Annotated in this window: 18 protein-coding genes; 3 read left to right on the top strand and 15 right to left on the bottom strand. The window is 69.2% G+C overall.

Going from position 1 to position 23,735, the window contains the following annotated elements; translation table 11 throughout:
- Nucleotides 1-9 precede the first annotated feature (9 nt).
- The 11 genes from PWS46_RS15115 to PWS46_RS15065 all read right to left on the bottom strand — a co-directional run bounded on the left by PWS46_RS15115 (nt 10) and on the right by PWS46_RS15065 (nt 11,735).
- Nucleotides 10-714 (bottom strand): YoaK family protein, encoded by a 705-nt coding sequence (locus tag PWS46_RS15115; RefSeq protein ID WP_434621684.1) that lies wholly within the window; start codon nt 712-714, stop codon nt 10-12.
- Between the two features lie 15 nt (nt 715-729).
- Nucleotides 730-1,176 carry a DoxX family protein gene (locus tag PWS46_RS15110; protein ID WP_434621681.1) on the bottom strand — a complete coding sequence of 149 codons (447 nt, stop codon included), beginning with the start codon at nt 1,174-1,176 and terminating at the stop codon, nt 730-732.
- Nucleotides 1,177-1,319: 143 nt separating this feature from the next.
- Nucleotides 1,320-3,197 (bottom strand): amidohydrolase, encoded by a 1,878-nt coding sequence (locus PWS46_RS15105; RefSeq protein ID WP_434621678.1) that lies wholly within the window; start codon nt 3,195-3,197, stop codon nt 1,320-1,322.
- 69 nt (nt 3,198-3,266) lie between these two features.
- Entirely contained in the window at nt 3,267-3,548 is a 282-nt protein-coding gene (locus PWS46_RS15100; protein ID WP_434621675.1) for a XapX domain-containing protein, read from the bottom strand.
- Between the two features lie 90 nt (nt 3,549-3,638).
- On the bottom strand, nt 3,639-4,325 hold the full coding sequence (locus tag PWS46_RS15095) for a hydrolase (RefSeq protein ID WP_149268476.1): 687 nt from the start codon (nt 4,323-4,325) through the stop codon (nt 3,639-3,641).
- A 159-nt stretch (nt 4,326-4,484) separates the two neighbouring features.
- Nucleotides 4,485-5,480 carry an alpha/beta fold hydrolase gene (locus PWS46_RS15090; RefSeq protein WP_434621672.1) on the bottom strand — a complete coding sequence of 332 codons (996 nt, stop codon included), beginning with the start codon at nt 5,478-5,480 and terminating at the stop codon, nt 4,485-4,487.
- Between the two features lie 343 nt (nt 5,481-5,823).
- Nucleotides 5,824-6,996 carry a Gfo/Idh/MocA family protein gene (locus tag PWS46_RS15085; RefSeq protein ID WP_434621669.1) on the bottom strand — a complete coding sequence of 391 codons (1,173 nt, stop codon included), beginning with the start codon at nt 6,994-6,996 and terminating at the stop codon, nt 5,824-5,826.
- Nucleotides 6,993-8,060 carry a sugar phosphate isomerase/epimerase family protein gene (locus tag PWS46_RS15080; RefSeq protein ID WP_434621666.1) on the bottom strand — a complete coding sequence of 356 codons (1,068 nt, stop codon included), beginning with the start codon at nt 8,058-8,060 and terminating at the stop codon, nt 6,993-6,995. The genes PWS46_RS15085 and PWS46_RS15080 overlap by 4 nt, the downstream gene beginning before the upstream one ends.
- Before the next feature lie 161 nt (nt 8,061-8,221).
- Nucleotides 8,222-9,205, bottom strand: coding sequence for a substrate-binding domain-containing protein (locus PWS46_RS15075; RefSeq protein WP_434621663.1), 984 nt, complete (start codon nt 9,203-9,205; stop codon nt 8,222-8,224).
- Nucleotides 9,206-9,229: 24 nt separating this feature from the next.
- On the bottom strand, nt 9,230-10,204 hold the full coding sequence (locus PWS46_RS15070) for an ABC transporter permease (RefSeq protein ID WP_434621660.1): 975 nt from the start codon (nt 10,202-10,204) through the stop codon (nt 9,230-9,232).
- 10 nt (nt 10,205-10,214) lie between these two features.
- Nucleotides 10,215-11,735 (bottom strand): sugar ABC transporter ATP-binding protein, encoded by a 1,521-nt coding sequence (locus tag PWS46_RS15065; RefSeq protein ID WP_434621657.1) that lies wholly within the window; start codon nt 11,733-11,735, stop codon nt 10,215-10,217.
- 365 nt (nt 11,736-12,100) lie between these two features.
- On the opposite strand from PWS46_RS15065, the gene PWS46_RS15060 reads away from it, so the two are divergent.
- Nucleotides 12,101-13,333, top strand: coding sequence for an ROK family protein (locus PWS46_RS15060; RefSeq protein WP_434621650.1), 1,233 nt, complete (start codon nt 12,101-12,103; stop codon nt 13,331-13,333).
- Here the strand turns inward: PWS46_RS15060 and PWS46_RS15055 are convergent.
- The 3 genes from PWS46_RS15055 to PWS46_RS15045 form a co-directional block, all read right to left on the bottom strand.
- Nucleotides 13,311-15,413 (bottom strand): methyl-accepting chemotaxis protein, encoded by a 2,103-nt coding sequence (locus tag PWS46_RS15055; protein WP_434621647.1) that lies wholly within the window; start codon nt 15,411-15,413, stop codon nt 13,311-13,313. The genes PWS46_RS15060 and PWS46_RS15055 overlap by 23 nt on opposite strands.
- 304 nt (nt 15,414-15,717) lie before the next feature.
- Nucleotides 15,718-17,016 carry a DUF5666 domain-containing protein gene (locus PWS46_RS15050; RefSeq protein WP_434621644.1) on the bottom strand — a complete coding sequence of 433 codons (1,299 nt, stop codon included), beginning with the start codon at nt 17,014-17,016 and terminating at the stop codon, nt 15,718-15,720.
- Entirely contained in the window at nt 17,013-17,939 is a 927-nt protein-coding gene (locus tag PWS46_RS15045) for a DUF6502 family protein (RefSeq protein ID WP_434621641.1), read from the bottom strand. Before PWS46_RS15045 ends, PWS46_RS15050 begins: the two co-directional genes overlap by 4 nt.
- A 342-nt stretch (nt 17,940-18,281) precedes the next feature.
- Here PWS46_RS15045 and PWS46_RS15040 point away from each other — a divergent pair, with 342 nt between their 5' ends.
- Nucleotides 18,282-18,992 (top strand): hypothetical protein, encoded by a 711-nt coding sequence (locus PWS46_RS15040; RefSeq protein WP_434621639.1) that lies wholly within the window; start codon nt 18,282-18,284, stop codon nt 18,990-18,992.
- Nucleotides 18,993-19,008: 16 nt separating this feature from the next.
- Here the strand turns inward: PWS46_RS15040 and ptsP are convergent, their stop codons facing one another.
- Complete coding sequence (gene ptsP, locus PWS46_RS15035) at nt 19,009-21,573, bottom strand: phosphoenolpyruvate--protein phosphotransferase (protein ID WP_434621636.1); 2,565 nt, start codon at nt 21,571-21,573, stop codon at nt 19,009-19,011.
- 316 nt (nt 21,574-21,889) lie between these two features.
- Here ptsP and ptsG point away from each other — a divergent pair, with 316 nt between their 5' ends.
- On the top strand, nt 21,890-23,671 hold the full coding sequence (ptsG, locus tag PWS46_RS15030) for a PTS glucose transporter subunit IIBC (RefSeq protein WP_434621633.1): 1,782 nt from the start codon (nt 21,890-21,892) through the stop codon (nt 23,669-23,671).
- Nucleotides 23,672-23,735 lie beyond the last annotated feature (64 nt).

The following is a 23,735-nucleotide window of genomic DNA, read 5'->3' as shown; positions in this document are numbered from 1 at the left end:
TTGAGGGGATCAGGCGGCGGCCGGGGTGGTGGCGGCGGGATGCAGGGCGCAGGCGGCGGTGCCGACCAGCCCCAGCGCGCCGGCAAGCAGCAGCGGCGCGGCGAGGCCGCTGTGCGCCACCAGCGCGGCACCGATGGCGGCGCCGATGAAGATGGCGACGACGCTGCCGATGCGGCGGATCCAGTTGGTGTCGGCTCCGCCCGCCAGCCGGGAATCGGCGGCCAGACCGGTCAGCGTCAGGGTCAGCACCGTGGTGGTCAGGTCGGGCACCTTCAACTGGCGGATCGTCGCGTTGCGGAAGCCCATCGCCAGCGCGGTCAGCAGGATGATGCCGTAGAAGCTGGCCGGCGATACGTCTCCGCCCTGGCGCAGCCATGCCAGCAGGGCGCCCAACCACAGCAGCCCGGCCTCGATGGCGGCGGCCTTCAGCAGCCAGCGGCGCAGCGGCCGGCCGGCATGGGCCTTGCCGGTGCGGCCGGCGATCAGCGCGCCGACCAGGAAGGCGCTGATCGCCGTCAGATAGGGGGCGACGTCGAAGCCCGGCGTGCCGGCGGCGGCGAAGCCGAGAAAGACGATGTTGCCGGTCATGTTGGCGGTGAACACCTTGTCGAGGCCGAGCACGCTGGTGGCGTCGACCAGACCGGTCGTCACCGACAGCAGCATCAGCAGCCAGGGCAGCGGGGCGGCGATCGGCTGGGAGGCGGGCGGAGCCATGGTGCTTTCCCTCGTTCAGTCGTTCGGGCCGAGGCGGCGGCGCATCCGCGAGACGATTGCCGCCAGGGCGAAGCCGCCGACCAGCCCGATATGCTCGAAGAAGGCGTTGGTCGCCATGAAGCGCTCTTGGCCCGCCATGGTCCAGAAATCATTGGCGATCAGCGCGGCCAGAACGGTGAAGACGCCGAGCGCGCCGGCGCCCAGCCAGAGCGCGCGGTCCAGCAGGATCAGCAGCGGGCCGACCAGTTCGACCAGGATGGTCAGCGCCGCCCACAGAGCCGGCGGGGTGAGGCCGAAATGCGCCTGTTCGGCGACGGCGCCCGGCCAGTCGGTCAGCTTCACCAGTCCGCCGAGAAGGTAGGCACCCACCAGCGCCAGACGGGCAATCAGCCATGTGCCGTCCCAGTCGAGGATGCGGTCGACGATGCGCTCTGCCGGGCGTTCGAAGGAGCGGAGGGTCATGGCGAGCCGATCTATCTTGCTGAAGTCGGGGAGGGTGAGGGGGATGCGTGGCGGGACCTTTGGTGAAATCCTGCGGAGCCTCCCCCTCACCCTGACCCTCTCCCCGGGGGTGAGAGGGTCAGGGTGAGGGAAGAGCAGGCGCCTTACACTGCCCAGCAGCCGCAGCCCAAGGCGCCCCAGAAGGATTGCACGTCGGCAGCGGGCACGTCCGCAGCGTAGGCGGCGGCGTGGTCGTGGCCGTGGACGCCGCAGCCGGTGGCGCAGCCGCAGGCCGAGGCGAGCGCCCTGCGCTGGTCGCCCGAACCGGCATCGGCTGACTTGTAATAGCCACCGAAGGTGCGCACCGGCGACCAGTCCGGCATCGGCTTGGGCAGTTGCGGCGCCAGTGGGCCGTAATCGCCCTCGCCATGCACCACGGCGCCGCCAAGGATGGTCAGGACCGAGTTCAGGTGGGCGATGCGGTCCGCCGAAACCGAGAAGAAGTCGTCGGACAGCACGGCGAGGTCGGCCAACTGACCGGCCTTGATCTGGCCCTTCTTGCCCTGCTCGTTGGAGAACCAGGTGTTGGCCTCCGTCCACAGGCGCAGAGCGGTTTCGCGGTCCATCAGGTTGGCCTGGGGATAGAGGCCGAGGCCGCCAACCGTCTTGCCGGTCACCAGCCAGGACAGCGAGACCCACGGGTTGTAGCTGGCAACGCGGGTGGCGTCGGTGCCGGCGCCGACCGGCACGCCCGCCGCCATCATCTTCGCAATCGGCGGGGTGCGTTCAGCCGCCTTGGTGCCATAGCGCTCGACGAAATATTCGCCCTGATAGGCCATGCGGTGCTGGACGGCGATGCCGCCGCCGAGCGCGGCAATGCGGTCGATGTTGCGGTCGCTGATCGTCTCGGCATGGTCGAAGAACCAATGCAGACCGTCGAAGGGGATGTCGCGGTTGACCGTCTCGAACACGTCGAGCGCGCGGCTGATGGTCTGGTCGTAGGTGGCGTGCAGGCGCCAGGGCCAGCGGTTCTCGGCCAGCAGGCGGATCACCGGCTCCAGATCGCCTTCCATGTTCGGCGGCATGTCCGGGCGGGCGACGCGGAAATCCTCGAAGTCGGCGGCGGAATAGACCAGCATCTCGCCGGCGCCGTTGTGGCGGTAGCTGTCGTCGCCATCGCCGGGCTTGACCTTCGACGCCCAGCCGGCGAAGTCGGCCAACTCCTCCTTCGGCTTCTGGGTGAACAGGTTGTAGCTGATGCGCAGGGTCAGTTCGCCGTCGGCATGCAGCTTTTCGATGATGGCGTAATCGTCGGGATAGTTCTGGAAGCCGCCGCCGGCGTCGATCACCCCGGTCACGCCCAGCCGGTTCATCTCGCGCATGAAATGGCGGGTGGAGTTCAGCTGATACTCGGGCGGCAGCTTGGGGCCCTTGGCCAGCGTCGAATAGAGGATCGTCGCGTTGGGCTGGGCCAGCAGCAGGCCGGTCGGGTTGCCGGCGGCGTCGCGCACGATTTCGCCGCCCGGCGGATTCTGGGTGTCCTTGGTGTAGCCGACGGCGCGCAGGGCCGCGGCGTTCAGCAGGGCGCGGTCGTAGAGGTGCAGGATGAAGACCGGCGTGTCGGGGGCGGCGGCGTTCAGCTCCTCGATGGTCGGCAGGCGCTTTTCGGCGAACTGGTATTCGGTGAAGCCGCCGACGACGCGGACCCATTGCGGCGCCGGGGTGACGGCCGCCTGCTGCTTCAGCATCGCCATGGCGTCGGCGAGGCTCGGCACGCCGTCCCAGCGCAGCTCCATGTTGTAGTTCAGGCCACCGCGGATGATGTGCATGTGGCTGTCGATCAGCCCGGGGATCACGCGCCGGCCCTTGGCGTCGATCACAGTCGCCTGGGGCGCCGCGGCGCGCACCTCGGCCTCCGTGCCGACGGCGAGGAAGCGGCCGTCGCGGATGGCGATGGCGCCGGCCTGCGGGTTGGCGCGGTCGAGCGTGGTGACCTTGGCGTTGACGAGGATCAGGTCACCGGTGGGTGCGGTGTTCGGCATGGCGGCATTCCCGGATCTGGACGCGAGGGTGGAGAGTGGCATCGATGCCAGCAGCGACGCGGCGGCGCTTCACGCCTTTTCCCCGCCGCCGGTCTCGGCCTTGGCGACCTGCGGCGGTTCGGCGGCGACATGCGGCCCCAGGACATGGCGGGCGCAATCGGTTTGGATGAAGGCGAGCACCGGCTCGCCGGCCACCAGCCGCTTGACGACCGGCACCACCTGTTCGCCCACCAGCATGCCGAGCAGACCGATCAGGGCGATGGTCGGCGGCGCCGGAGACCGGACTCCGAGCAGCGCATAGATCACGCCGACCAGGATGCCGGCGCCGGCCGAAAGAAGATAGGGCATCATCGTGCCGTCTCCCGCTCTAAACTGGGGGACCGACGCCCGCACTGAACGGGCGCCGGTGTGGTCGTCAGGCTTGCTCGTCAGGCGTGTTCGTCAGGCGTGCTCGTGGGCGGCGGCGCCGGTCACCTTGTGGGCGAACTCGCCGCGCTGCGGGGCCTTGTGGACCATGGTGTAGGCGTAATCGACGCCCATGCCGTAGGCGCCGAAATGCTCGCGAACGATGTTCATCACGCCGTCATAGGTGCCGCGCTTGGCCCAGTCGCGCTGCAGTTCCAGCAGAACGTTGACCGAGGTGATGGAATGGGCGCCGGCCTGCTCCATGCGGCGGATGGCGGCGTCGTGGGCTTCCTGCGAGGTGCCGCCCGAGGCGTCGGTGACGATGTAGACCTCGAAGCCTTCCTCGATGGCGCACAGCGTTGGGAACAGCAGGCAGGCCTCGGTCCACAGCGCGGCGATGACCAGCTTCTTCTTGCCCGTCGCCTTGACGGCGGCCACCAGCTCTTCCGAATCCCAGCTGTTCATCGAGGTGCGCTCGATCGGGTCCTGCTTCAGGACGTCCATCAGCTCCGGCCAGATGTAGCCGGAGAAGCTCTCGGTCTCGACGGCGGTCAGGATGGTCGGGGCGCCGAACAGCTTGGCGGTCTTGGCCAGAGCCACCGTGTTGTTCTTCAGCTGCTGGCGGTCGATGTTGACCACGCCGAAGGACATCTGCGGCTGGTGATCGATGAAGATGAAGGCGGTGTCGTCGGCGTTGATGAGCGACTTGGCCGGGAAGGTCATGATCGTTTCCTGTTCCGTGTGGGTTTCTGAAGGATTGGGCCGCCTGCCGCCGGTGCGTCGTCGGCGCCGTCTGACAGGGACCTTGCCATGGTGGAGTCCGGTCGAACAATCACGTGCAATGGAACATGACTGTTGCATGTAATGGGACAAAGATGGGGATCAGGCGCGGAGGAAGGCCAGCAGTTCCTCGTTCACGATGTCCTTGTGCGTGGTGCACAGGCCGTGCGGGGCGCCGGCGACGACCTTGAGCGTGCCCTTCGGCAGCAGCTTGACGGCGGCCTTGGCGGAGGTGGCGATCGGGACGATCTGGTCATCGTCGCCGTGCAGGACCAGCGTCGGGACGATCATCTTCTTCAGGTCTTCGCGCTGGTCGGTCTCGGAGAAGGCCTTGACGCACTCGTACTCGGCCAGCAGGCCGCCCATCATGCCCTGCATCCAGAAGCTGTCGACCGCGCCCTGCGAAACCTTGGCGCCCGGACGGTTGAAGCCGTAGAAGGGGAGGGCGAGGTCCTTGAAGAACTGCGAGCGGTCGGCCTTCACGCCGGCGCGGATGCCGTCGAACACCTCCATCGGCACGCCGTCGGGGTTCCAGTCGGTCTTGACCATGATTGGCGGGATGGCGCCGATCAGGGCGGCCTTGGCGACGCGCGACACGCCGTGACGGCCGATGTAGCGGGCGACCTCGCCGCCGCCGGTGGAGTGGCCGACATGGACGGCGTTCTTCAGGTCCAGCGCCTCGGTCACGGCGGCCAGATCGTCGGCGTAATGGTCGAGATCGTTGCCGAAGCCCGGCTGCGACGACCGGCCATGGCCGCGGCGGTCATGGGCGATGGTGCGGTAGCCGTGCTGGGCCAGGAACATCATCTGGTCTTCGAAGGCGTCGCCGGTCAGCGGCCAGCCATGGCTGAAGACCACCGGCTGGCCGGTCTGCGGACCCCACTGCTTGACGTAGATCTGGACGCCGTCCTTGGTGGTGACGTGGCTGCCCTGGAGCATCGGTTTCGTTCCTTTGGTCGGGTCTTGACGGGTGGCCGTCTTCTCGGCCGCGGCGGCGGTGCCCGGAATCGCGCCCAGCAGGCCGCTGCCCGCAACGGCGAGGGCGGCGCTGCCGGAGAGGACCGTCCGGCGGGAGGGATGGAAATCGTGGGTGGTCATGCGTAGTCCGTTCAGGACCGGGCGGGCTGGACCGGCGCCGGCTGTCTTGATGAACGGATGGTACGGAATGCGCGGAGAGGGTGATTGCCTCTTCGGAACGGCTTTTGCCGGTTCTGCGCATTATCCCCTCTCCCCCCGCTCACGCGCAAACTTCGTTTGCGCTGACGCGACAGGCGGATCGAAGATCCGCCGAAAGCGGGGAGAGGGTTAGGGTGAGGGGGTCGCATTAGGAGGATCAGGGGGATGTGCGGCGCCTTGCATTTCTTGCAAAGCCACGCGGTGCGCCCCCTCACCCCGACCCTCTCCCCGGGGGGGAGAGGGGGATTTGGTACGGGAGAGGGAATTAATCCGCCAACGAAACCCACGCGGCATTGCGCCGGCTGGACTCCACCGCGCCGTGGATGAAGCGCACGCCGCGCACGCCGTCCTCAACCGTCGGCAACGGCACGTCGGCCGGGGCCGGGCGGCCGTCCAGGCGGGCGGCGATGCGGTCGGCGGCGTCGCGGTAGATCTGGGCGAAGCCTTCCAGATAGCCTTCCGGATGGCCGGCCGGGGTGCGGGCGATGCTGCTCGCCGCCGGCAGGCTGCCGGCGCCGGCACGCAGCAGGGTGCGGGTCGGTTCGCCGAGCGGGGTGAAGCGCAGCTCGTTGGGCTGTTCCTGCTGCCATTCCAGGCCGCCGGCCTCGCCGAAGACGCGCAGGCGCAGGCCGTTGGTGGTGCCGGGGCAGACCTGGGTCGCCCACAGCATGCCGCGGGCGCCGCCGTCGAAGCGCATCATGATGTGGGCGTTGTCGTCCAGCCGCCGGTTGGGGACGAAGGCGGTCAGGTCGGCGGCGAGGTCGGTGCAGGTGAGGCCGGTGACGAACTCGGCGAGATGGAAGGCGTGGGTGCCGATGTCGCCGATGCAGCCGGCGATGCCGCTCCGCGCCGGATCGGTGCGCCAGGACGCCTGCTTCTGGCCGCTGGCCTCCAGGTCGGTCGCCAGCCAGTCCTGGGCATATTCGGCCTGAACCACGCGGATGCGGCCCAGCATGCCGGACGCCACCATGGCGCGGGCCTGCCGAATCATCGGATAGCCGCTGTAATTGTGGGTCAGCACGAAGACAAGGTCGCGGCTGCGCACCAAGGCCGCCAGTTCCTCCGCCTCCGCCACCGTGTGGACCAGCGGCTTGTCGCAGATGACGTGGATGCCGGCCTCGAGAAAGGCCTTGGCGGCAGGGTGATGCAGGTGGTTGGGCGTGACGATGGCGACGGCGTCGATGCCGTCGGGGCGGGCGGCCTCGGCTTTCGCCATGGCGTGGAAGTCGTCGTAGCAGCGGTCGGGCGCCAGGAACAGCTCCGCCCCGCTGGCCCGCGCCCGCTCCGGATCGGAGGACAGGGCGCCGGCGACCAGTTCATAGCGGTCGTCGATGCGGGCGGCGATGCGGTGGACGGCGCCGATGAAGGCGCCCTGGCCGCCGCCGACCATGCCAAGCCTCAGGCGCCTTGCGGGGGTAGGCGAGTGATCCGCGCTCATGCTGCCCCTTTCCCCAGACCGAGAATCCGGCGGTTGGCCGCATCGTCGGTGCCGGCATCGGCGAAATCGTCGAAGGCGCGGTCGGTGACGCGGATGATGTGGTCCTGGATGAAGCGGGCGCCTTCGGCGGCTCCCTGCTCCGGATGCTTGATGCAGCATTCCCATTCCAGCACCGCCCAGCCGTCGAAGCCGTACTGGGTCAGCTTGGAGAAGATGCCGCGGAAATCGACCTGACCGTCGCCCAGCGAGCGGAAGCGCCCGGCCCGGTCCTTCCACGGCGCATAGCCGGAATAGACGCCCTGCCAGGGGGTCGGATTGAACTCCGCATCCTTGACGTGGAACATGCGGATGCGGTCGCGGAAGACGTCGATGTAGCCGAGATAGTCCAGCTGCTGCAGGACGAAATGGCTGGGATCGTACAGGATGTTGCAGCGCTGATGCCCGCCGACGCGGTCGAGGAACATCTGGAAGCTGGTGCCGTCGAACAGGTCCTCGCCGGGGTGGATCTCGTAGCAGAGATCGCAGCCGGCCTCGTCGAAGGCGTCGAGGATCGGGCGCCAGCGCTTGGCCAGTTCGTCGAAGGCGGTTTCGATCAGGCCCGGCGGACGCTGCGGCCAGGGGTAGAGGTAGGGCCAGGCCAGCGCGCCGGAGAAGGTGGCATGGGCGGTCAGGCCGAGGTTGGCGGATGCCTTGGCGGCGAGGTGCAATTGTTCGACCGCCCAGGCTTGGCGCGCGTCGGGGCGGCCGTGGACTTCCACCGGGGCGAAGCCGTCGTAGAGCGCATCGTAGGCGGGGTGGACGGCGACCAGCTGGCCCTGCAGGTGGGTGGACAGCTCGGTCAGTTCGACGCCGGCATCGGCCAGCGTGCCCTTGACCTCGTCGCAATAAGTGCGGCTTGTCGCGGCTTTCTGCAGGTCGAACAGGCGGCGGTCCCAACTGGGGATCTGCACGCCCTTGAAGCCGAGGCCGGCGGCCCAGCGGGCGATGGAGTCCAGCGAATTGAAGGGGGCCGCGTCGCCCGCGAACTGGGCGAGGAAAATCGCGGGGCCTTTGATGGTCTTCATGGGTTTGGGCTCCCTGATGGGGGGAGGTGCGGCCACTTGCCCCCACCCTAACCCTCCCCCGCTCTCGCGGGGGAGGGAACAAGTGCTTTGGCGGGAGAGGAGCGGCAGTCCCTCCCCCGCCCAGCGGGGGAGGATAGGTGGGGGTCTAACTCTGCCAAGAATCAGTACGGCGAATCCGGGAAGTAGAACTCCTTGGCGTTCTCCTTGGTGATCAGCGACGACGGGATGATGTAGGTCGCCGGCAGCTTGTCGCCCTTCAGGCGGGCTTCGGCGGTCATCTTGATGGCGTCGTAGATGAACTTCGGCGAATAGGACACGTCGGCGTGGATCAGCGGGTTGGAGCCGTCCATGATGGTCTTCACCATCGTCTTGGACCCGGCGCCGCCGAACACCTCCTTGATGTCGGTGCGCTTGGCCTGCTCGATGGCCTTCAGCACGCCGAAGGCCATGTCGTCGTCGGCGGCCCAGATGACGTCGATGTCCTTGAAGCGGGTCAGGAAGTCCTGCGTCACCTTGAAGGCGTCGTCACGGTTCCAGTTGGCGTATTTGGCGTCGAGGATCTTGATGTCGGGATACTGCTTCAGCACGCCGGTGAAGGCCTCCCACCGCTCGTTGTCGAGCGTGGTCGGGATGCCGCGGAGCGCCACGATGTTGGCCTTGCCGTTGTATTTCTTGGCGATGTATTCGGCGGGGATGCGGCCGAAGGCGGTGTTGTCGCCGGCGATGTAGGCGTCCTGCGCGCTGGTGTCGGTCAGGCCGCGGTCGACGACGGTGACATAGACGCCCTTCTTCTTGGCCTGCATCACCGGCTGGGTCAGGGCGGCGGATTCGAAGGGGAAGATGACCAGTGAGTCGATCCCGGTCACCGTCACCAGATCCTGAAGCTGGTTCGCCTGTTGCGGCGCGCCGCTGGCGGTCTTGACGGTGATCTTCAGGTTGGGATGGGCCTTTTCCAGCTCCGCCTTCGCCTGGTTGGCCCACCAGACGATGCCGCCGGTGAAGCCGTGGGTGGCGGCCGGGATGCTGACGCCCAGCTTCACCGTCTCAGCCGCAAGGGCGAAGCCGCCGCCGAGGGCCACGGTCGCCGCCATGGCAAGGCCGGCGCCCAGCACAACACGACGAGTGTAACGCGCAACTTCCGACATGACGTTTCTCCTCCTTATCGTTTTTTAGGGGCGCCGGCGCTGCAGGAAGGCGACGGCGATGATGACGCAGCCCTGGACCGCCGCGTTCAGATAGACGCTGATGATGCTGGTCAGGTTCAGGATGTTGCTGATGACCGACAGCAGAATCGCACCGATCACCGTCCCGGCGATCCGGCCCTGTCCCCCCTTGAAGGAGGTGCCGCCGACGATCACCGCGGCGATGGCCTCCAGCTCCCACAGCAGCCCGGTGGTGGGGGAGGCCGATCCCAGGCGCGGCACATAGAGCACGGTGGCGATGCCGACGCAGACGCCGAGCAGGCCGTAGGTCAGCAGCTTCACCCGGTCGACATCCACCGCGGCGAAACGCGCCACCTGCTCGTTGGAGCCGATGGCCTGGACATAGCGGCCGAAGGCGGTGCGGTTCAGCAGCACGGCCCCCGCCGCCGACACGGCCAGGAAGACCCAGACCGGAACCGGGATGCCCAGCAGGCTGCCGTAATAGACCGGGCCGTAGGCGTCGGACAGGTCGTTGTCCAGCGTGATGGCGCCGCCGTCGGCCAGCCAGGTCAGCACCGCGCGGAAGATGCCGAGCGTGCCCAGCGTGACGATGAAGGGCTCGATCCGGCCGCGCGTGATCAGATATCCGTGCGCCAGCCCGAAACCGCCGCCCAGCAGCAGCGCGAACAGGACGCCGAGCGCCACCACCGCGACCGGCGAGCCGACCGACGCGGCGACCGCGTTCATCACCAGGATCATGCTGCCGGCAATCAGCGCCGCCATCGACCCGACCGACAGGTCGATGCCGCCGGAGATGATGACGAAGCACATGCCGATGGAGATGATCCCGATGAAGGCAGTGCGGGTCAGCACGTTCATCAGGTTGCCCCAGGTGGCGAAATCGGGGTTCAGCGCCGTGCCGATCACCAGCAGCAGCACCAGCCCGACGACCGGGCCGAAGCGGTGCGGGTCGAAACGGCGCGCCGGCTTGCCTGCGGACACGGCACGGACCTCAGTTGCGGGTGTGGGTGCTGATGTCGGTCCCGCTGGCATCTGTCCCGATGGCATGGGCAATCAACTCCTCTTCGCTGAGCCGGTCGGCGGGCACGGTCGCGGTCACCCGCCGCCCGCGCATCACGATCACCCGGTGGCAGAGCCCGATCAGTTCGATCAGTTCCGATGAAATGACGATCACGCCGCGCCCTTCGGCGGCCAGACGCGCGATCAGGAAATAGATGTCCCGCTTGGCGCCGACATCGACGCCGCGCGTCGGTTCGTCCAGCACGAAGACGCGCGGGTCCGGCTCCAGGAACTTGGCGATGGCCAGCTTCTGCTGGTTGCCGCCGGACAGCGAGGACGCGGCGCCCCCCGGATCGCCGCGGATGCCGAAAGACGCCACGGCATGCTCCAGCGCCCGGTCCTCCGACGCCGGCGACAGCAGCGGGTGGGCATGGTGGCGCAGCGTCATCAGGGTCAGGTTGTCGCGCAGGCTCATGCCGACATGCAGGCCCTTGCCCTTGCGGTCCTCGCTGAGATAGGTCAGGCCGTTGCGCATCGCCTCGCGCGGGGTGCGCAAACGGACAGGGCGGCCGTCGATCTCGATGGTTCCGGCGCTGCGCGGGCGCAGGCCCAGGATGCCCTCGAACAATTCGGTGCGGCCGGCGCCGACCAGACCGGCGAAGCCCAGGATCTCGCCGGGCTGAAGGTCGAAGCCGACATCCTCCGCCCAGCCGGGAACGGTCAGGCCGCGCACCGCCATCAGCGGCTTGCCCGCGGACGGCGGGAAGCGTTTCTCCGGGAACATGTCGGTCAGCTCGCGCCCGACCATCAGCGTCGCCATGCGCTGGCGCGGCGTTTCGGCCGTGGGAGCGCGGGCGACGAAGCGGCCGTCACGCATCACGATCACCTCGTCGGTGATGCGCTCCACCTCGTCCAGCTTGTGGGAGATGTAGACGATGGTGACGCCGTCCCGGCGCAGCCGGCCGATCAGAGCGAACAGCCGGTCGCATTCCGACGGGGTCAGGCTGGCGGTCGGTTCGTCCATGATCAGCAGGCGGGCGTTGCGCAGCTGCGCCTTGGCGATTTCCACCAGCTGCTTTTCGGCGACGATCAGGTCACCGACCTTGGTGTCGGGATCGCGGTCGAAGCCGACCTGACGCAGGGCCTCGGCCGCCTGCGCGCGCATCGCGCGGTCGTCGAGCAGCCAGCCGCGCTTGATCTCGTGGCCGAGGAACATGTTCTGGGCGACGGTGAGGTCGTCGGCGAGGCTGAGTTCCTGGTGGATCAGCACGATCCCGCGTTTCTCGGCGTCCCGGGAGCTTCTGAACGTCACCGGCTCGCCGTCGATGCTCAGCGTGCCGGAGGTCGGCGCGTGATAGCCGGCGAGGATCTTCATCAGCGTCGATTTGCCGGCGCCATTCTCGCCCAGCAGCCCATGCACCCGGCCGGGATGCAGGTCGAAGCCGACGCCGTGCAGGACGCGCACGGAACCGAATTCCTTGGTGATGCCGTCGAAGGCGACATGCAGGCTCATGGCTCCGCACCCCCTGACGGCCATTCCACCGGCCGCAAGCCTGCGGCGGGGCGGATGCCGTCCATGACGTTTCTCCCATTGCGGAGCGTGTCGTCCCGCAAGACGCCGCTTCGTCAGTTAGGCGGATGGTAAGCCCGGAGCTTTGGACAGACAATGGACGACTTTGAACATAATTTGGCAAAAGTGGGGTGGGTGTGGTAGGGATGGGGTGGTGTTGGCTCCGATTGCCCCCACCCCAACCCTCCCCCGCCGGGCAGGGGAGGGAGCAAGTGCTTGTTCGGAAAGGCAGCGGCAGTCCCTCCCCCGCCCAGCGGGGGAGGTTAGGTGGGGGTCTAACCCCGCAAGACTCAGAAAGGCACGCCTCAATGGTTGACTGGCAACGTCTGTCGGACGGCGAGCGCGCCCTGCTGGAGCGGCTGTTCTGGGCGGGCGGGCTGTCGCGCGGCGAACTGGCGGCGTCGGTCGACTTCTCCAAGAGCAAGGCCAACCTCGCCATTTCCAGCCTGATCGGCCGCGAACTGATCGAGGAGGGCGGGGTGCAGCCGTCTTCGGGCGGCCGGCGGCCGGAGGTGCTGCGGCTGAGCCACCGGATGGGGGTGCTGGCCGGGATCGACATAGGCGCAACCAGCATCGACGTGGCGCTGCTCGCCCCAGACATGACGGTGCTGGATCACCGGTCGGAGGAGGCGGACGTGCGCGACGGCCCGGAAGCGGTGTTCGGGCGGGTGCGCGACCTGCTGCGCGAGGCGCGGGAACGTCTGGGGATCGGGCCGGCACGGGTGCTGGGCATTGGCGTCGGCGTGCCGGGACCGGTCGCCTTCGGCAGCGGCATGCTGGTCAACCCGCCGCTGCTGCCGGGGTGGGAAACGTTTTCAATCAGGGAGTGTCTGGCGGAGGAGTATGCCGCGCCGGTCTTCGTCGACAACGACGTGAACATCATGGCGCTGGGCACCCATTGGCGCCTGCGCGGACAGCTTCAGAACTTCCTGGTCATCAAGATCGGCACCGGCATCGGCTGCGGCATCATCTGCCACGGCATGGTCTATCGCGGACGGGACGGTTCGGCGGGGGACGTCGGGCATATCTGCGTCGATCCCCACGGACCGGTCTGCCATTGCGGCAATGCCGGCTGCGTCGAGGCGATGGCGGCCGGCCCGGCCATCGCCCGCATGGCGGAAGACGCGGCACGCGCCGGGGATAGCCCGCGGCTGATGGAGGTGCTGGAGCGCAACGGCACGCTGACCACCGTCGATCTCGGCAATGCCAGCCGGGCGGGCGACGCGGCGGCCAATGCCATCGTCCAGCAGGCCGGCGGCCATATCGGCCGGATGCTGGCGGCGGTGGTCAATTTCTTCAACCCTTCGCACATCTTCATCGGCGGCGGCGTCGCGCGGATCGGGCCGCTGCTGCTGGCCTCGATCCGGCAGAGCGTCTATCAGCGCTCGCTCGCCCTCTCCACCCGGCATCTCGACATCCAGTATGTGCCGGAGGTCGAGAGCGCCGGGGTGATCGGGGCGGCGGTGATGGCGGTGCAGGAAACCATGCTGGCCAGAGTTGGGCTTGCAGGTGCGGGCGTCACGCCGCGCGAACGGCGGTGATGAAGCTGGTCACCTCGCCGCGCAGGGTCTCGGCCTCGCGCGCGAGGCTGCTGGCGGCGTCCAGCACGTCCGACGCGGCGGAGCCGGTTTCCAGCACCGCCCGGTTGACGCCGACGATGGTGGAGGAGACCTCGGTGGTGCCGCGCGCCGCCTCCGTCACATTGCCGGCGATGTCGCGGGTGGCCGCGCCCTGCTCCTCGATGGCGGCGGCGATGGTGGTGGTGATCTCGCTGATACGGCCGATGGTCTGGCCGATGCCGGCGATGGCGTCCTGGGCGCCGCCGGTGGCCTGCTGGATCTCCTTCACCTTGGCCTGGATCTCGTCGGTGGCGCGGGCGGTCTGGCTGGCCAGCGCCTTCACCTCGCCCGCCACGACGGCGAAGCCCTTTCCGGCCTCACCCGCACGCGCGGCTTCGATGGTGGCGTTCAGCGCCAGCAGATTGGTTTGCGCCGCGATGGTGTTGATCATCTCCACCACATGGCCGATCTGGTCGGCCGCCTCCACCAGCATCCGCATGGTGCTGTTGGTCCGTTCGGCCTGGGTCACTGCCTCGCCCGAAATGCGGGTGGACGCGGCGATCTGACGGCCGATCTCCAGGATGGAGGCCGACAGTTCCTCCGTCGCAGATGCCACCGTCTGCACATTGGCCGACGCCTGTTCGGAAGCCGCGGCGACGGCGGTCGCCTGCGCGCTCGCCTGGGTCGCGGTGGTGGACATGGCGCCGGCGGTGCCCTGCATCTCGGTCGCGGCCGATGCGACGGTCTCCACGATGTGCATCGCCTTGGCGTCGAAATCGCGCATCAGCGCTTCCAGCCGGGCGGCCCGCGCCTCCTTGGCGGCCTGGTCGCGGGCCTGCTCGGCCGCCAGACGGTCGGCGGTGATCATGCTGTCGCGGAAGACGGTGACGGTCGCCGCCATGCCGCCGATCTCGTCGGCGCGGCCAAGGCCGGGGATCGCCACCGCCATGTCGCGGTCGGCCAGACGGCGCATCGCCTCCGTCATCGAGCGGATCGGGTCGCTGACCCGGCGCTTGGCGACGATCAGGCCGGCAACGGTCAGCAGCACGGCGGCCAGCACCAGCAGGCCGGCGATGATGGCGTCGCGGGTCGCGCGCGCGGCCTGCGATTCGGAGCGGACGACCATCCTGTCCACCGCGGCCAGCGCGGCATCGACGATGTAGCCCTGGCTGGCGGTATCCTGCCGGCGCAGCGTGCCGATCTCAACCGGGGAAGGACGGCCCTCGGCTAGAGCGGCGAGCACCGCCTTGCGCTGGTCGACCAGCGGGCCTTCGAAATTCACTTCGGCCTTTCCGATCGCCTCGCGGATGCTGTCCGGCGTGTCGGGGCGGGACGCCGACTCCTTGACGAGGGCCCAGGCCTGCACGGTGCGGCCGACGGCCTCCGCCACCGCCTGCGCGTCGGCCGGCGTCCAGGGCTGGCCGGTGGCGACGGCGGTCTGGATGCGCAACGCCATGCCGCCGGCGTTCAGGCGGGTGTTCCAGGCGGCGCGCTTCATGCCCAGCAGATGGTCGACCACCGGATCGGCCAGCTTCAGCGAGCCGTCGAGCAGGTCGGTGGCGGCGGTCAGCGCGTCGAGATAGGCCACGGGCGCCGTCGCCCAGGCCGCCGCCACCGCCGAATCGCGCGCGGCATTGCGCTGGCGCAGCGCGCCGTCGACCTGCCGACGCAGGGCGGCAAGCGTGTCGTGAGCGGCGCGCAACTTTTCGGCCGCGGACGGCAGGCCGGGCAGGTCGACAGTGGCGAGCTTGGCGGCGATGGCTGCATAGCCCGCCTCCGCCACCGCGCGGTTGGCGGCGATGTCGCGCAGTTCGGCGTCGCCCGCCGGCTCCTCCGCCCCCAGCGCCGGGCCGACCAGACCGCGCTCCAGACGGATCGCCAGCAGCGTGCGCAGCAGGTCGCGGCTGGTCTCGCTGAGGGTGGCGACGCGGTGGGCGTTATGGGTGCGGTCCACGACGTCGACCAGCGTGTAACTGCTGGTGGCGATCAGCAGCAGGCCCAGCGCGGCGACGACAAGTCCAAGGGTGGCGCGGATCGACAGCCGCGAGAGGAGCGTGATCATGGTCGATTCCTGTGTGTGCGGAGAGTTGGAGCCGTGGCGGAAGGTGTCGCACCGTTCCAACGGCATCGACAGTGGTCGGCCTGATCCGCGGTGGCTGATCCGCGGCGGCATTTCTCCGGCGTTGATATATTAATATGCTAAATCTGTGTGGTTTGAGTTTGCAGGCAAATTCGAAGCATGGATCAAATTGCCGCACAACGGAGGCGAAAGTATTTCGGTGGATTTTAAAATAAAAATGAAGCGAATGGAGTGATCCGACGGAAGTGCAGCTTTATGTTGACGGTGCAGAGCATCTGCGCACGCATCAGAAATGCCCGCTCCTGCCGCCGAAGCCACCGCCCGGACCTCCATCGGGACCACCGCCCGGCCCGACCCCAAAGCCACCGCCGAATCCTCCATGGGGGCCGCTGTGCGGCGCACCTCCCGGTCCCCGGTCGGGACCGCCGAACGCACCGCCCGAACCGGGGGGGCCGCCAATGGGGCCGGGGGGCGGCGCTGCTCCGGGACGGGAGCGCATGCCGTCGACCGGACCATCCGGTCCCTCCCTGCCCGGTCCCTCCATGCCCGGCCCCTCCATGCCCGGCGCATCCGGTCCCGGCATCCCTTCGGAGCGCATGCCTTCGGGCCGCATGCCCGCGCCCAGACCGGCGGCGCGGGCGGCGGGATCGGTGCCGGGCAGAGAGCGGCCGCCCAAGTGCGGAGCGCCGAAGGCCCGCCCGCCGCCGATCCCGCCGCCGGAGGTGACCACGCTGTCGATCACCACCCGTGCCGGCGCGGAAAGGCCGTCTGCCCGGTCAATGCGTGGTCCGCCCGGCGCGATGGTCTGGCCGGAGCCATCCACATAGGTTTCGACCGACAGGGCACCGACCGTGGCGCCGAAGGGGTTGAAGGGATCGGGTTCCACCGTCAGCGCCGCACTGCCATCCGCATTTTCGGCGCTGGCGCCGGTGACGCGCACCATGGCGCCGACCTCCGGCAAGGCGCCGTCTAGCCCCCGGCTGTGGGACAGCGTCAGGCCGGCGACGGTCAGCGTCTTCGGCGTGACGGCCTCGAGCCGGCCGCGCAGAAGCCAGCCGCGCGCCGGTTCCCAGGGATCGACACGGCTGGCGTCGATCACGCCGTCGGGCCGGCGCAGGCCGGAGACGGCGACCCAACGTCCGGGTGTCAGCGCGGTGGTGCCCTCGGCCTCGGCGAGGTCGATGCGCTGTCCCAGCACCAGCGCGCCGCCGGCCGCCGCCCGTTCCACCGGGCCGGCGACGGCGAAGCGCACCTCCAGCGTCCGGGCAGTCAGGCCGGTCGGCCCGCCGGGGACGGCGGTCATGGCGACGGTCTGGCCGATGCGGACATCGCCGGGCTGCCCCGGCCGGCCTTCGATCCGCACGGCGGTGGTCGGCGGCAGTTCGACCCGCAGCCCGTTGACCCAGACGCTGCCGAAGGCGGTGACGGTGCCGACGATTCCCGTGCCACCGATGCCGCGGTCGGCGACCGACACCCCGGTGCCGCCGATGCCGCGATCGGCCAGCCCATCATCACGAGTGGGACCACAGCCGGCGGCCAGCAGCAGCGTCAGCAGCAGGGTTCGGGCGAGGGGCTTGCGGGTCACGATGCGCCTGCCCTTCCGCCGGGGCCGGCCTCTTGCGGCGCGGGAACGGGCGCCTCGTCCTCGTCATAGAGATAGAGGCCGGCGGTGAAACGGTGGCTTGCGTCCTCGCGGCCGGCATCGCCGTCGGCGAGATCCGCCGCCATGCGGTTCAGCTCCACCAGCATCGCCATGCCCAGCCGTTCGGCTTCGCGGCGCAAGGCGGCGATGGAGTCGGGGCTGAGCCGGTCATAGGCCAGCGCCCGCTCCAGGAACGGCGGGGAGCCGCCTGCCAGATTGCGGCCAGACGCCGCCAGATGGTCGGCAAGGTTGCGGCCGTAATAATAGGCGAGCTTGTCCATGTCGCCGCGCGGCACATGCGCCGCCTCGACAAGGTGGAGCAGGCCGTCGGGCCGCTCCGTCACCAGCCCGGCATGCAGCAGCTCGTCCAGAAGGGCGCGCGGGCGGATGTCCTTGCTGATGCCGGTCACCAGCGTCTCGAAGCTGGGCTCGCCGTCCGAAGCGGAAGCGCGGGGCAGGGGGCGGGGCAGGGGATGAGGATGGCCGGCGGCGTCGAGGAAGGCGGGATCGGTCAGCCAGCGGCTCAGCACCTGCGATCCCAGCGACGGCGCCGCTGCCGCGGCGGCTTCCGCGGCCGGCGGCGCGGTGCGGATCTGGCTGACGTCCTTGCGGTGGACGCCGGTCAGCAGGGTGATGCGGCTGTCGGTCATCGGCTTTCCGGGCAGCGCAAAATCACGCTCCGCCACCTGGACATAGACCGATTTCAGCAGGGTAGCCAGCATCGGCCAGGAGATGCCGAAGCCGATCAGCGTCCGTGCCAACGGAACCAGCAGCCGGCGCACCGCCGACAGCAGCGCCGGCGGCGGTGCCGTCCCGGTGATGCCTGCCTCCTTGGGGCGGTCCGGCTGGGGGCTGCGGGTGGGCACGCGCCTGACACTCCGGCGGTTGGGGCGGTCTCTGTGGCCCTCCATGGCCGATGTGACAATAGCGCGGCGGTGTCGAAAGGGAATCACCTTTTCGCTTGATGTGGGAAATTTTCCCACGCATTATGCCGGGCATGCGGCCGCCGCCGTTGCCGCGCAGTTTCACGAGGACCGACAAGGTCCGCCCTCGCTTTCCCCAAGGTCAGGAGCGGCCATCCGGCCGGTGCCCGCATGAGCCTGTCGTCGATTGACCAGCCCGCCCGCCGGGACGCTCCGAATCCTGTCGGTGCGCATAAAAATCGGAACCCGTCTTCGGTCCTTCCCTTTCGAACGCGAGCGTCCGACATGGCGTCGTCCATCGCCCGTCACGTGGCCGCCAGCCGGTCGGCCTTGATCCGCAGCATCCTGTTCGGGGCGGCGGCGAACCTGCTGGTGGCCGGCACCGCGCTCTATGCCCGGCCGCTGCAGGACGCCCTGTGGACGGGGGCCGGCGACGGCGGTCTGCTTCTGCTGGTCGCCATCGCGCTGGGGCTGTTCGCCCTGCATGCGCTGTTGGACTTCGGCCAATCGCGCGAACTGGCGCGGCTGGTGCCTACCGGTGTTGTGCCCGGCGTGTCGGCGGGATGGCTGGAGCGGCTGTGGCTGCCGGAAGCGGCATGGGCGCCGGTCCATCTGGCGGTGCTGGCACTGTTGAACCCGCTGATGGGGGCGATGGCGTTGGCGGGGATCACGGCGTTGGCGGCGACGATCGCCGTTGGCGCCACCGGGCCGGCTAGCGCCATCGGCGGGCAATCGCCGCTCACCCGGCTGGCCGGTGCGGACAGTTTCGGCTGCACCGACGGATTCCTTGCCGGGTTGGGCTTCTGTGAGACGGTCTATAGGGTGCTGATCGTCGGGCTGGGAGCGGCGCTGCTGGTGCGTGGCGATCTGGAGCCGGGACTGTTCGCCGCCACGTCGCTGATCGGCATCGCCGCGATGCGGGCCGCCGCGCGGGCCGCCGCCCGCTGGCATGGCGGGCGGCAGGCGGCGGTGATGCTGAGCGTCGGGCGGATGTGACGCGGTAATCGATCGTTCAAAGCCCCGGCCACGCCTCCGCGACCAGACGGCGGACTTCGTCGGCGCTGTCGGTGCCCAGCGCGGCTTCGGCGACGCGGCGGCAATCCTCCATGCGCAGGGTGCGGATGAAGGCCTTCAGGTCGGCGATGACCGCCGGGGTGGCCGAAAGCTCCGTCACGCCGAGCCCGATCAGCAGCGGTGCCGCCATCGGGTCGGAGGCGGAACCGCCGCACACCGCCACCACCCGCTCGTGCGTCTTCGCCCCCATCACCGCAAGGCGGATCAGCCGCAGCACGCCCGGATGCAGTGCGTCGAGCTGGGCCGCCACATGCGGGTTGCCCCGGTCCATCGCCAGCACATACTGGGTCAGGTCGTTGGTGCCGATCGACAGGAAATCCGCCACCGCGCCGATGCGGTCGGCGATCAGGGCGGCGGCCGGCACCTCGATCATCGCGCCCAGTTCGATCGGCTCGGCACGGCCGAGCTTGGCCCGCTCCTCGTCCACCATCGTCCGCACCGCCTGAAGTTCGGACGGCGAGGCGATCATCGGCACCATGATGCGGCAGATGCCGGCCGGTTTGACCAGCAGGATGGCGCGGATCTGGGCGCGCAGAAGCTCCGGCTCGCGCAGGCCGACGCGGACGCCGCGCAGTCCCAGCACCGGGTTCTCCTCCTTCGGCAGCGGCAGGTAGGACAGCGGCTTGTCGCCGCCGACGTCCAGCGTGCGGATCACCAGCGGCCGGCCTTCCAGCGCGTCGGCGATCTGCTGGTACTGCTGGTACTGCTCATCCTCGGTCGGGGCGGACTGGCGTTCCAGGAACAGGAATTCGGTGCGCAGCAGGCCGCAGCCCTCCGCCCCCTCCACCACGGCGCCCGGGGCGTCGCTGACCCGGCCGAGATTGGCGAACACCTCGATCCGCGTGCCGTCGGCCATGCGGCAGTCCTCGCGGGAGGTGCGACGGTTTTCCTCGCGCCGGGCCGCGCGGGCGGCGACGGCGGTGCGGGTGGTCGCCAGCATGTCCTCCGGCGGGAAGACCAGCAGCTCGCCGCGGTTGCCGTCAAGCACCACGGGGGCGCCGTCCGGCACCCGCTCCGCCTGCCGGCCCAGCGCCACCACGGTCGGCACGCCGAGCGCCGCCGCCAGGATGACGGCGTGGGAGGTCGGGCCGCCATGCGCCATGCCGATGCCGGCCAGCCGCCCGGCCGGAACCCCGGCGAGGTCGGAGGGGAGGATCTCGTCGGCCAGCACGATGCTGCCGGCCGGCAGGTCCGCCAGACCGACCGACGGCTCCTTGCCGGACAGGGCGGTCAGCACCTGCTGTTCGAGATCGCGCAGGTCGGCGGCGCGTTCGGCCATGCGCGGATCGGCGAGAGCGGCCAGCGCGTCGGCCTGCACCCGCGCCGTGCGCTGCCACGCCCATTCCGCGCTCTTGCCGGCACGGATGTCGGCGAGGGCGGCGTCCAGCAGTTCGGGGTCGTCCAGAAGCTCGCGGTGGGCCTGGAAGATGGCGGCATGGTCCGGCATGCGCTGCGCCGACTGGGTCAGGCCGGCGACCACGCGGTCGAGCGCCTGCCGCAGCCGCGGTTCCTCGATCTGCGCGCCGGCGCCCTGTTCGGCCACGCGCACGCTGCGGCGGAAACGGCGGACGGCGGTGCCGACGGCCTGACCCGGCACGGCGATGGTGCCCTTCAGCAGCGCCTCCTCGCCGGAAGCGAAGGGCGGGCCGATGTCTTCCTCGGCAGCCGGCTGGACCGGGGTTACGGCGGATGTTGAAGCGGCCGGAGTCGCGGCGCCTTCGACGACGGGATCGCCAAGGCCGCTGTCGATCAGGCCGGCGATGCTCTCCACCACGCCCTGCGCACCGGGGCCGGTCGCGCGGATGGTCAGCCGGTCGCCCAGCACGGTGCCGAGTCCCATCAGCGCAACGACGCTCTTGGCGTTGGCGCTGCGGTCACGGCAGAGGATGGTGACGGTGCCGGGATGCGCCTTGGCCGCGGCGACCAGGGCGGCGGCGGGGCGGGCATGCAGGCCGTGGGCGATGCGCAGGGGCACGGTGCGCTCCGCCGTCTCGCCCGATTCGGCGGCAGCTTCGGCAGCCGGGGTGGGCGCGGCATCGGCGCCGCTGCCGCCATGGACGGTCATCGCCGGGTCGCCGGCGGCGATCTCGCGGTTCACCGACTGGCCGTCGACGGTGTAGCCGTCATTGACCACGACCATCATGCTGACGAGACTCTGCGCCCTGCTGCCCACCAGATCCATGTCGAAGCTGATCAGGCGGTCGCCGGTCTTTACCGATTGCCCGTCCTGGACATGGGCGGTGAAGCCCTCGCCGTTCAGGCCGACGGTGTCGACGCCCAGATGCAGCAGAACCTCCGCCCCGCCGGCGGTGCGGACGGTGCAGGCGTGGCGCGCGCGGTGGACCGACAGCACGGTGCCGTCGCAGGGGCTGCGCAGCTCGTTCACCGTCGGGTCGATGGCCATGCCGGTTCCGACCAGCCCCTGGGCGAAGGCGGGGTCGGGCACTTCGGTCAGCGGCATGGCCCATCCGGCCAGCGGGGCTGCAAGCGTGATCGAGGTCATGATGGTTCGGTCCTCTTTTCTTCTCGCTTCGACCGGGGCGGGTGTCCCATGGCGGGCGTCTCCTGTTGGACGCCATCTGTGCGCAGACGCCGCATAGCCCAAGCGCAATTCCGATTATATGTTATCGAAAGATCCTGTCCGGAAAAGGCGGAAGCCTGCGGCCAATCCGCGCCCCAGCCGACGCATCGGGGATAAGCCGCAAGCTTGCCCGATTCACTATGTCGCCTATGTCGTGAAACCAGAGCATGGGTCAGGTTGTAATTCCGTCCTGAGCAAACGATGTCGCCGCCGCCGGACAATTTGCGGGAGAGCCGCCATGGCATTGAACCCCTTTGCGTTTCTACAGAAAATCGGCAAGTCGCTGATGTTGCCGGTGGCGGTCCTTCCCGTCGCCGGCCTGCTGCTGGGCATCGGTGCGGCGAACTTCGAATGGATGCCGCCCCTGTTGTCGGCGCTGATGAAGAATTCGGGCGACGTGATCTTCGGCAACCTGCCGCTGATCTTCGCCATCGGCGTGGCGTTGGGCTACACCGAGAATGACGGCGTGTCGGCCATCGCCGCCACCATCGGCTATGTCGTGATGCTCGCCACGCTGGGCGTGATGACCGGGGTCTGGGGCATGGAGCCGAAGACCATCATGGGCATCAAGTCGATGGAAACCGGCGTGTTCGGCGGCATCCTGGCCGGCGGTCTGGCGGCGGCGATGTTCAACCGCTTCTACAAGATCACGCTGCCGGCCTATCTCGGATTCTTCGCCGGCAAGCGGTTCGTGCCGATCATCACCGCGCTGGCCGCCATCGTGCTGGGCATCGTGCTGTCGGTGGTGTGGCCGCCGGTGCAGGAGGGCATCAACAGCTTCTCGCGCTGGGCGGCGGTGAACGACCCGCGGATGGCCGCGACCATCTACGGCTTCGTCGAACGGCTGCTGATCCCCTTCGGCCTGCACCATATCTGGAACGTGCCCTTCTTCTTCGAGATCGGCTCCTATCAGACCGCCGCCGGCCAGATCGTCCATGGCGACATCAACCGCTATTTCGCCGGCGACCCCACCGCCGGCATCCTGTCCGGCGCCTTCCTGTTCAAGATGTTCGGCCTGCCGGCCGCAGCCATTGCAATGTGGCATGCCGCCAAGCCGGAGAACCGGGTGCGCGTCGGCGGCATCATGATCTCCGCCGCGCTGACCTCCTTCCTGACCGGCATCACCGAGCCGATCGAGTTCAGCTTCCTGTTCCTGGCGCCGGTTCTCTACCTGATCCATGCGGTGCTGGCGGCGACCTCGCAGTTCATCATGAACTCGCTGGGCGCCCATATGGGCTTCACCTTCTCCCAGGGCGGCATCGACTTCGTGCTGTTCAACGTGCTCAGCCCCTATTCTCAGAAATGGTGGCTGGTGCTGATCCTGGGGCCGGTCTATGCGGCGATCTATTACGTCGTGTTCCGCTACACCATCCAGGCGCTGAACCTGAAGACCCCGGGCCGTGAAGATGCGACGGAGAACGGCGCCAGCACCGCCACCGGCAGCGAGCGGGCGCGCGACCTCGTGCTGGCCTTCGGCGGGCGGGGCAACATCAGCAATCTGGACGCCTGCATCACCCGCCTGCGCGTGGTGGTGAAGGATCCGGGGCGCGTCGACGAGGGCAAGCTGCGCGGCATGGGCGCGTCGGGCGTGCTGCGGGTGCGCGACAGCGTGCAGGCGGTGTTCGGCACCCTGTCGGAGAATCTGAAGACCGAGATGCAGGAGTATCTGCACTCCGCCGGTTCGGAAGCCGACGGCCCGGCCGTTCAGGCGCCGGTCGCGGCGCAACCGGTCGCCGCATCGGCCGCGACGCCGGTGCCGACCGAGCGCGCCACCCGCATCGCCGAGGCGCTGGGCGGGGCCGGCAACATCAAGACGCTGGCCGCCTTCGCCACCACCCGCCTGCGGGTCGAGCTGAGCGACGCCGGCAAGACGAATGCCGAGGCGCTGAAGCGGGCCGGCGTGCGCGCGGTGATGGGGCTGGGCGCCAACGGCATCGACCTGATCGTCGGCAACGACGCCGAGGCGCTGGCCGGCGCGATGACCGGCATGCTGCCGGGCGGGCGGCGCGCCGCGGAATAGCGGACCAGCTGTCTGGTATCTGAGTGGTTTTATCATGCGGCGCGATCTTATCCGGATCGCGCCG

Origin of the sequence: Azospirillum sp. B2RO_4 (assembly GCF_051124815.1) — a bacterium.
Taxonomy (GTDB): domain Bacteria; phylum Pseudomonadota; class Alphaproteobacteria; order Azospirillales; family Azospirillaceae; genus Azospirillum.
Note: the sequence above shows the minus strand (reverse complement) of the source record. Positions and strands in the feature narration are given on the sequence as shown.

What these genes read in the sequence shown, in the direction of transcription:
- PWS46_RS15115 (WP_434621684.1), bottom strand. Translation starts at nt 714, where the DNA reads ATGGCTCCGCCCGCCTCCCAGCCGATCGCCGCCCCGCTGCCCTGGCTG.
- PWS46_RS15110 (WP_434621681.1), bottom strand. Translation starts at nt 1,176, where the DNA reads ATGACCCTCCGCTCCTTCGAACGCCCGGCAGAGCGCATCGTCGACCGC.
- PWS46_RS15105 (WP_434621678.1), bottom strand. Translation starts at nt 3,197, where the DNA reads ATGCCGAACACCGCACCCACCGGTGACCTGATCCTCGTCAACGCCAAG.
- PWS46_RS15100 (WP_434621675.1), bottom strand. Translation starts at nt 3,548, where the DNA reads ATGATGCCCTATCTTCTTTCGGCCGGCGCCGGCATCCTGGTCGGCGTG.
- PWS46_RS15095 (WP_149268476.1), bottom strand. Translation starts at nt 4,325, where the DNA reads ATGACCTTCCCGGCCAAGTCGCTCATCAACGCCGACGACACCGCCTTC.
- PWS46_RS15090 (WP_434621672.1), bottom strand. Translation starts at nt 5,480, where the DNA reads ATGACCACCCACGATTTCCATCCCTCCCGCCGGACGGTCCTCTCCGGC.
- PWS46_RS15085 (WP_434621669.1), bottom strand. Translation starts at nt 6,996, where the DNA reads ATGAGCGCGGATCACTCGCCTACCCCCGCAAGGCGCCTGAGGCTTGGC.
- PWS46_RS15080 (WP_434621666.1), bottom strand. Translation starts at nt 8,060, where the DNA reads ATGAAGACCATCAAAGGCCCCGCGATTTTCCTCGCCCAGTTCGCGGGC.
- PWS46_RS15075 (WP_434621663.1), bottom strand. Translation starts at nt 9,205, where the DNA reads ATGTCGGAAGTTGCGCGTTACACTCGTCGTGTTGTGCTGGGCGCCGGC.
- PWS46_RS15065 (WP_434621657.1), bottom strand. Translation starts at nt 11,735, where the DNA reads ATGAGCCTGCATGTCGCCTTCGACGGCATCACCAAGGAATTCGGTTCC.
- PWS46_RS15060 (WP_434621650.1), top strand. Translation starts at nt 12,101, where the DNA reads ATGGTTGACTGGCAACGTCTGTCGGACGGCGAGCGCGCCCTGCTGGAG.
- PWS46_RS15055 (WP_434621647.1), bottom strand. Translation starts at nt 15,413, where the DNA reads ATGATCACGCTCCTCTCGCGGCTGTCGATCCGCGCCACCCTTGGACTT.
- PWS46_RS15040 (WP_434621639.1), top strand. Translation starts at nt 18,282, where the DNA reads ATGGCGTCGTCCATCGCCCGTCACGTGGCCGCCAGCCGGTCGGCCTTG.
- ptsP (WP_434621636.1), bottom strand. Translation starts at nt 21,573, where the DNA reads ATGACCTCGATCACGCTTGCAGCCCCGCTGGCCGGATGGGCCATGCCG.
- ptsG (WP_434621633.1), top strand. Translation starts at nt 21,890, where the DNA reads ATGGCATTGAACCCCTTTGCGTTTCTACAGAAAATCGGCAAGTCGCTG.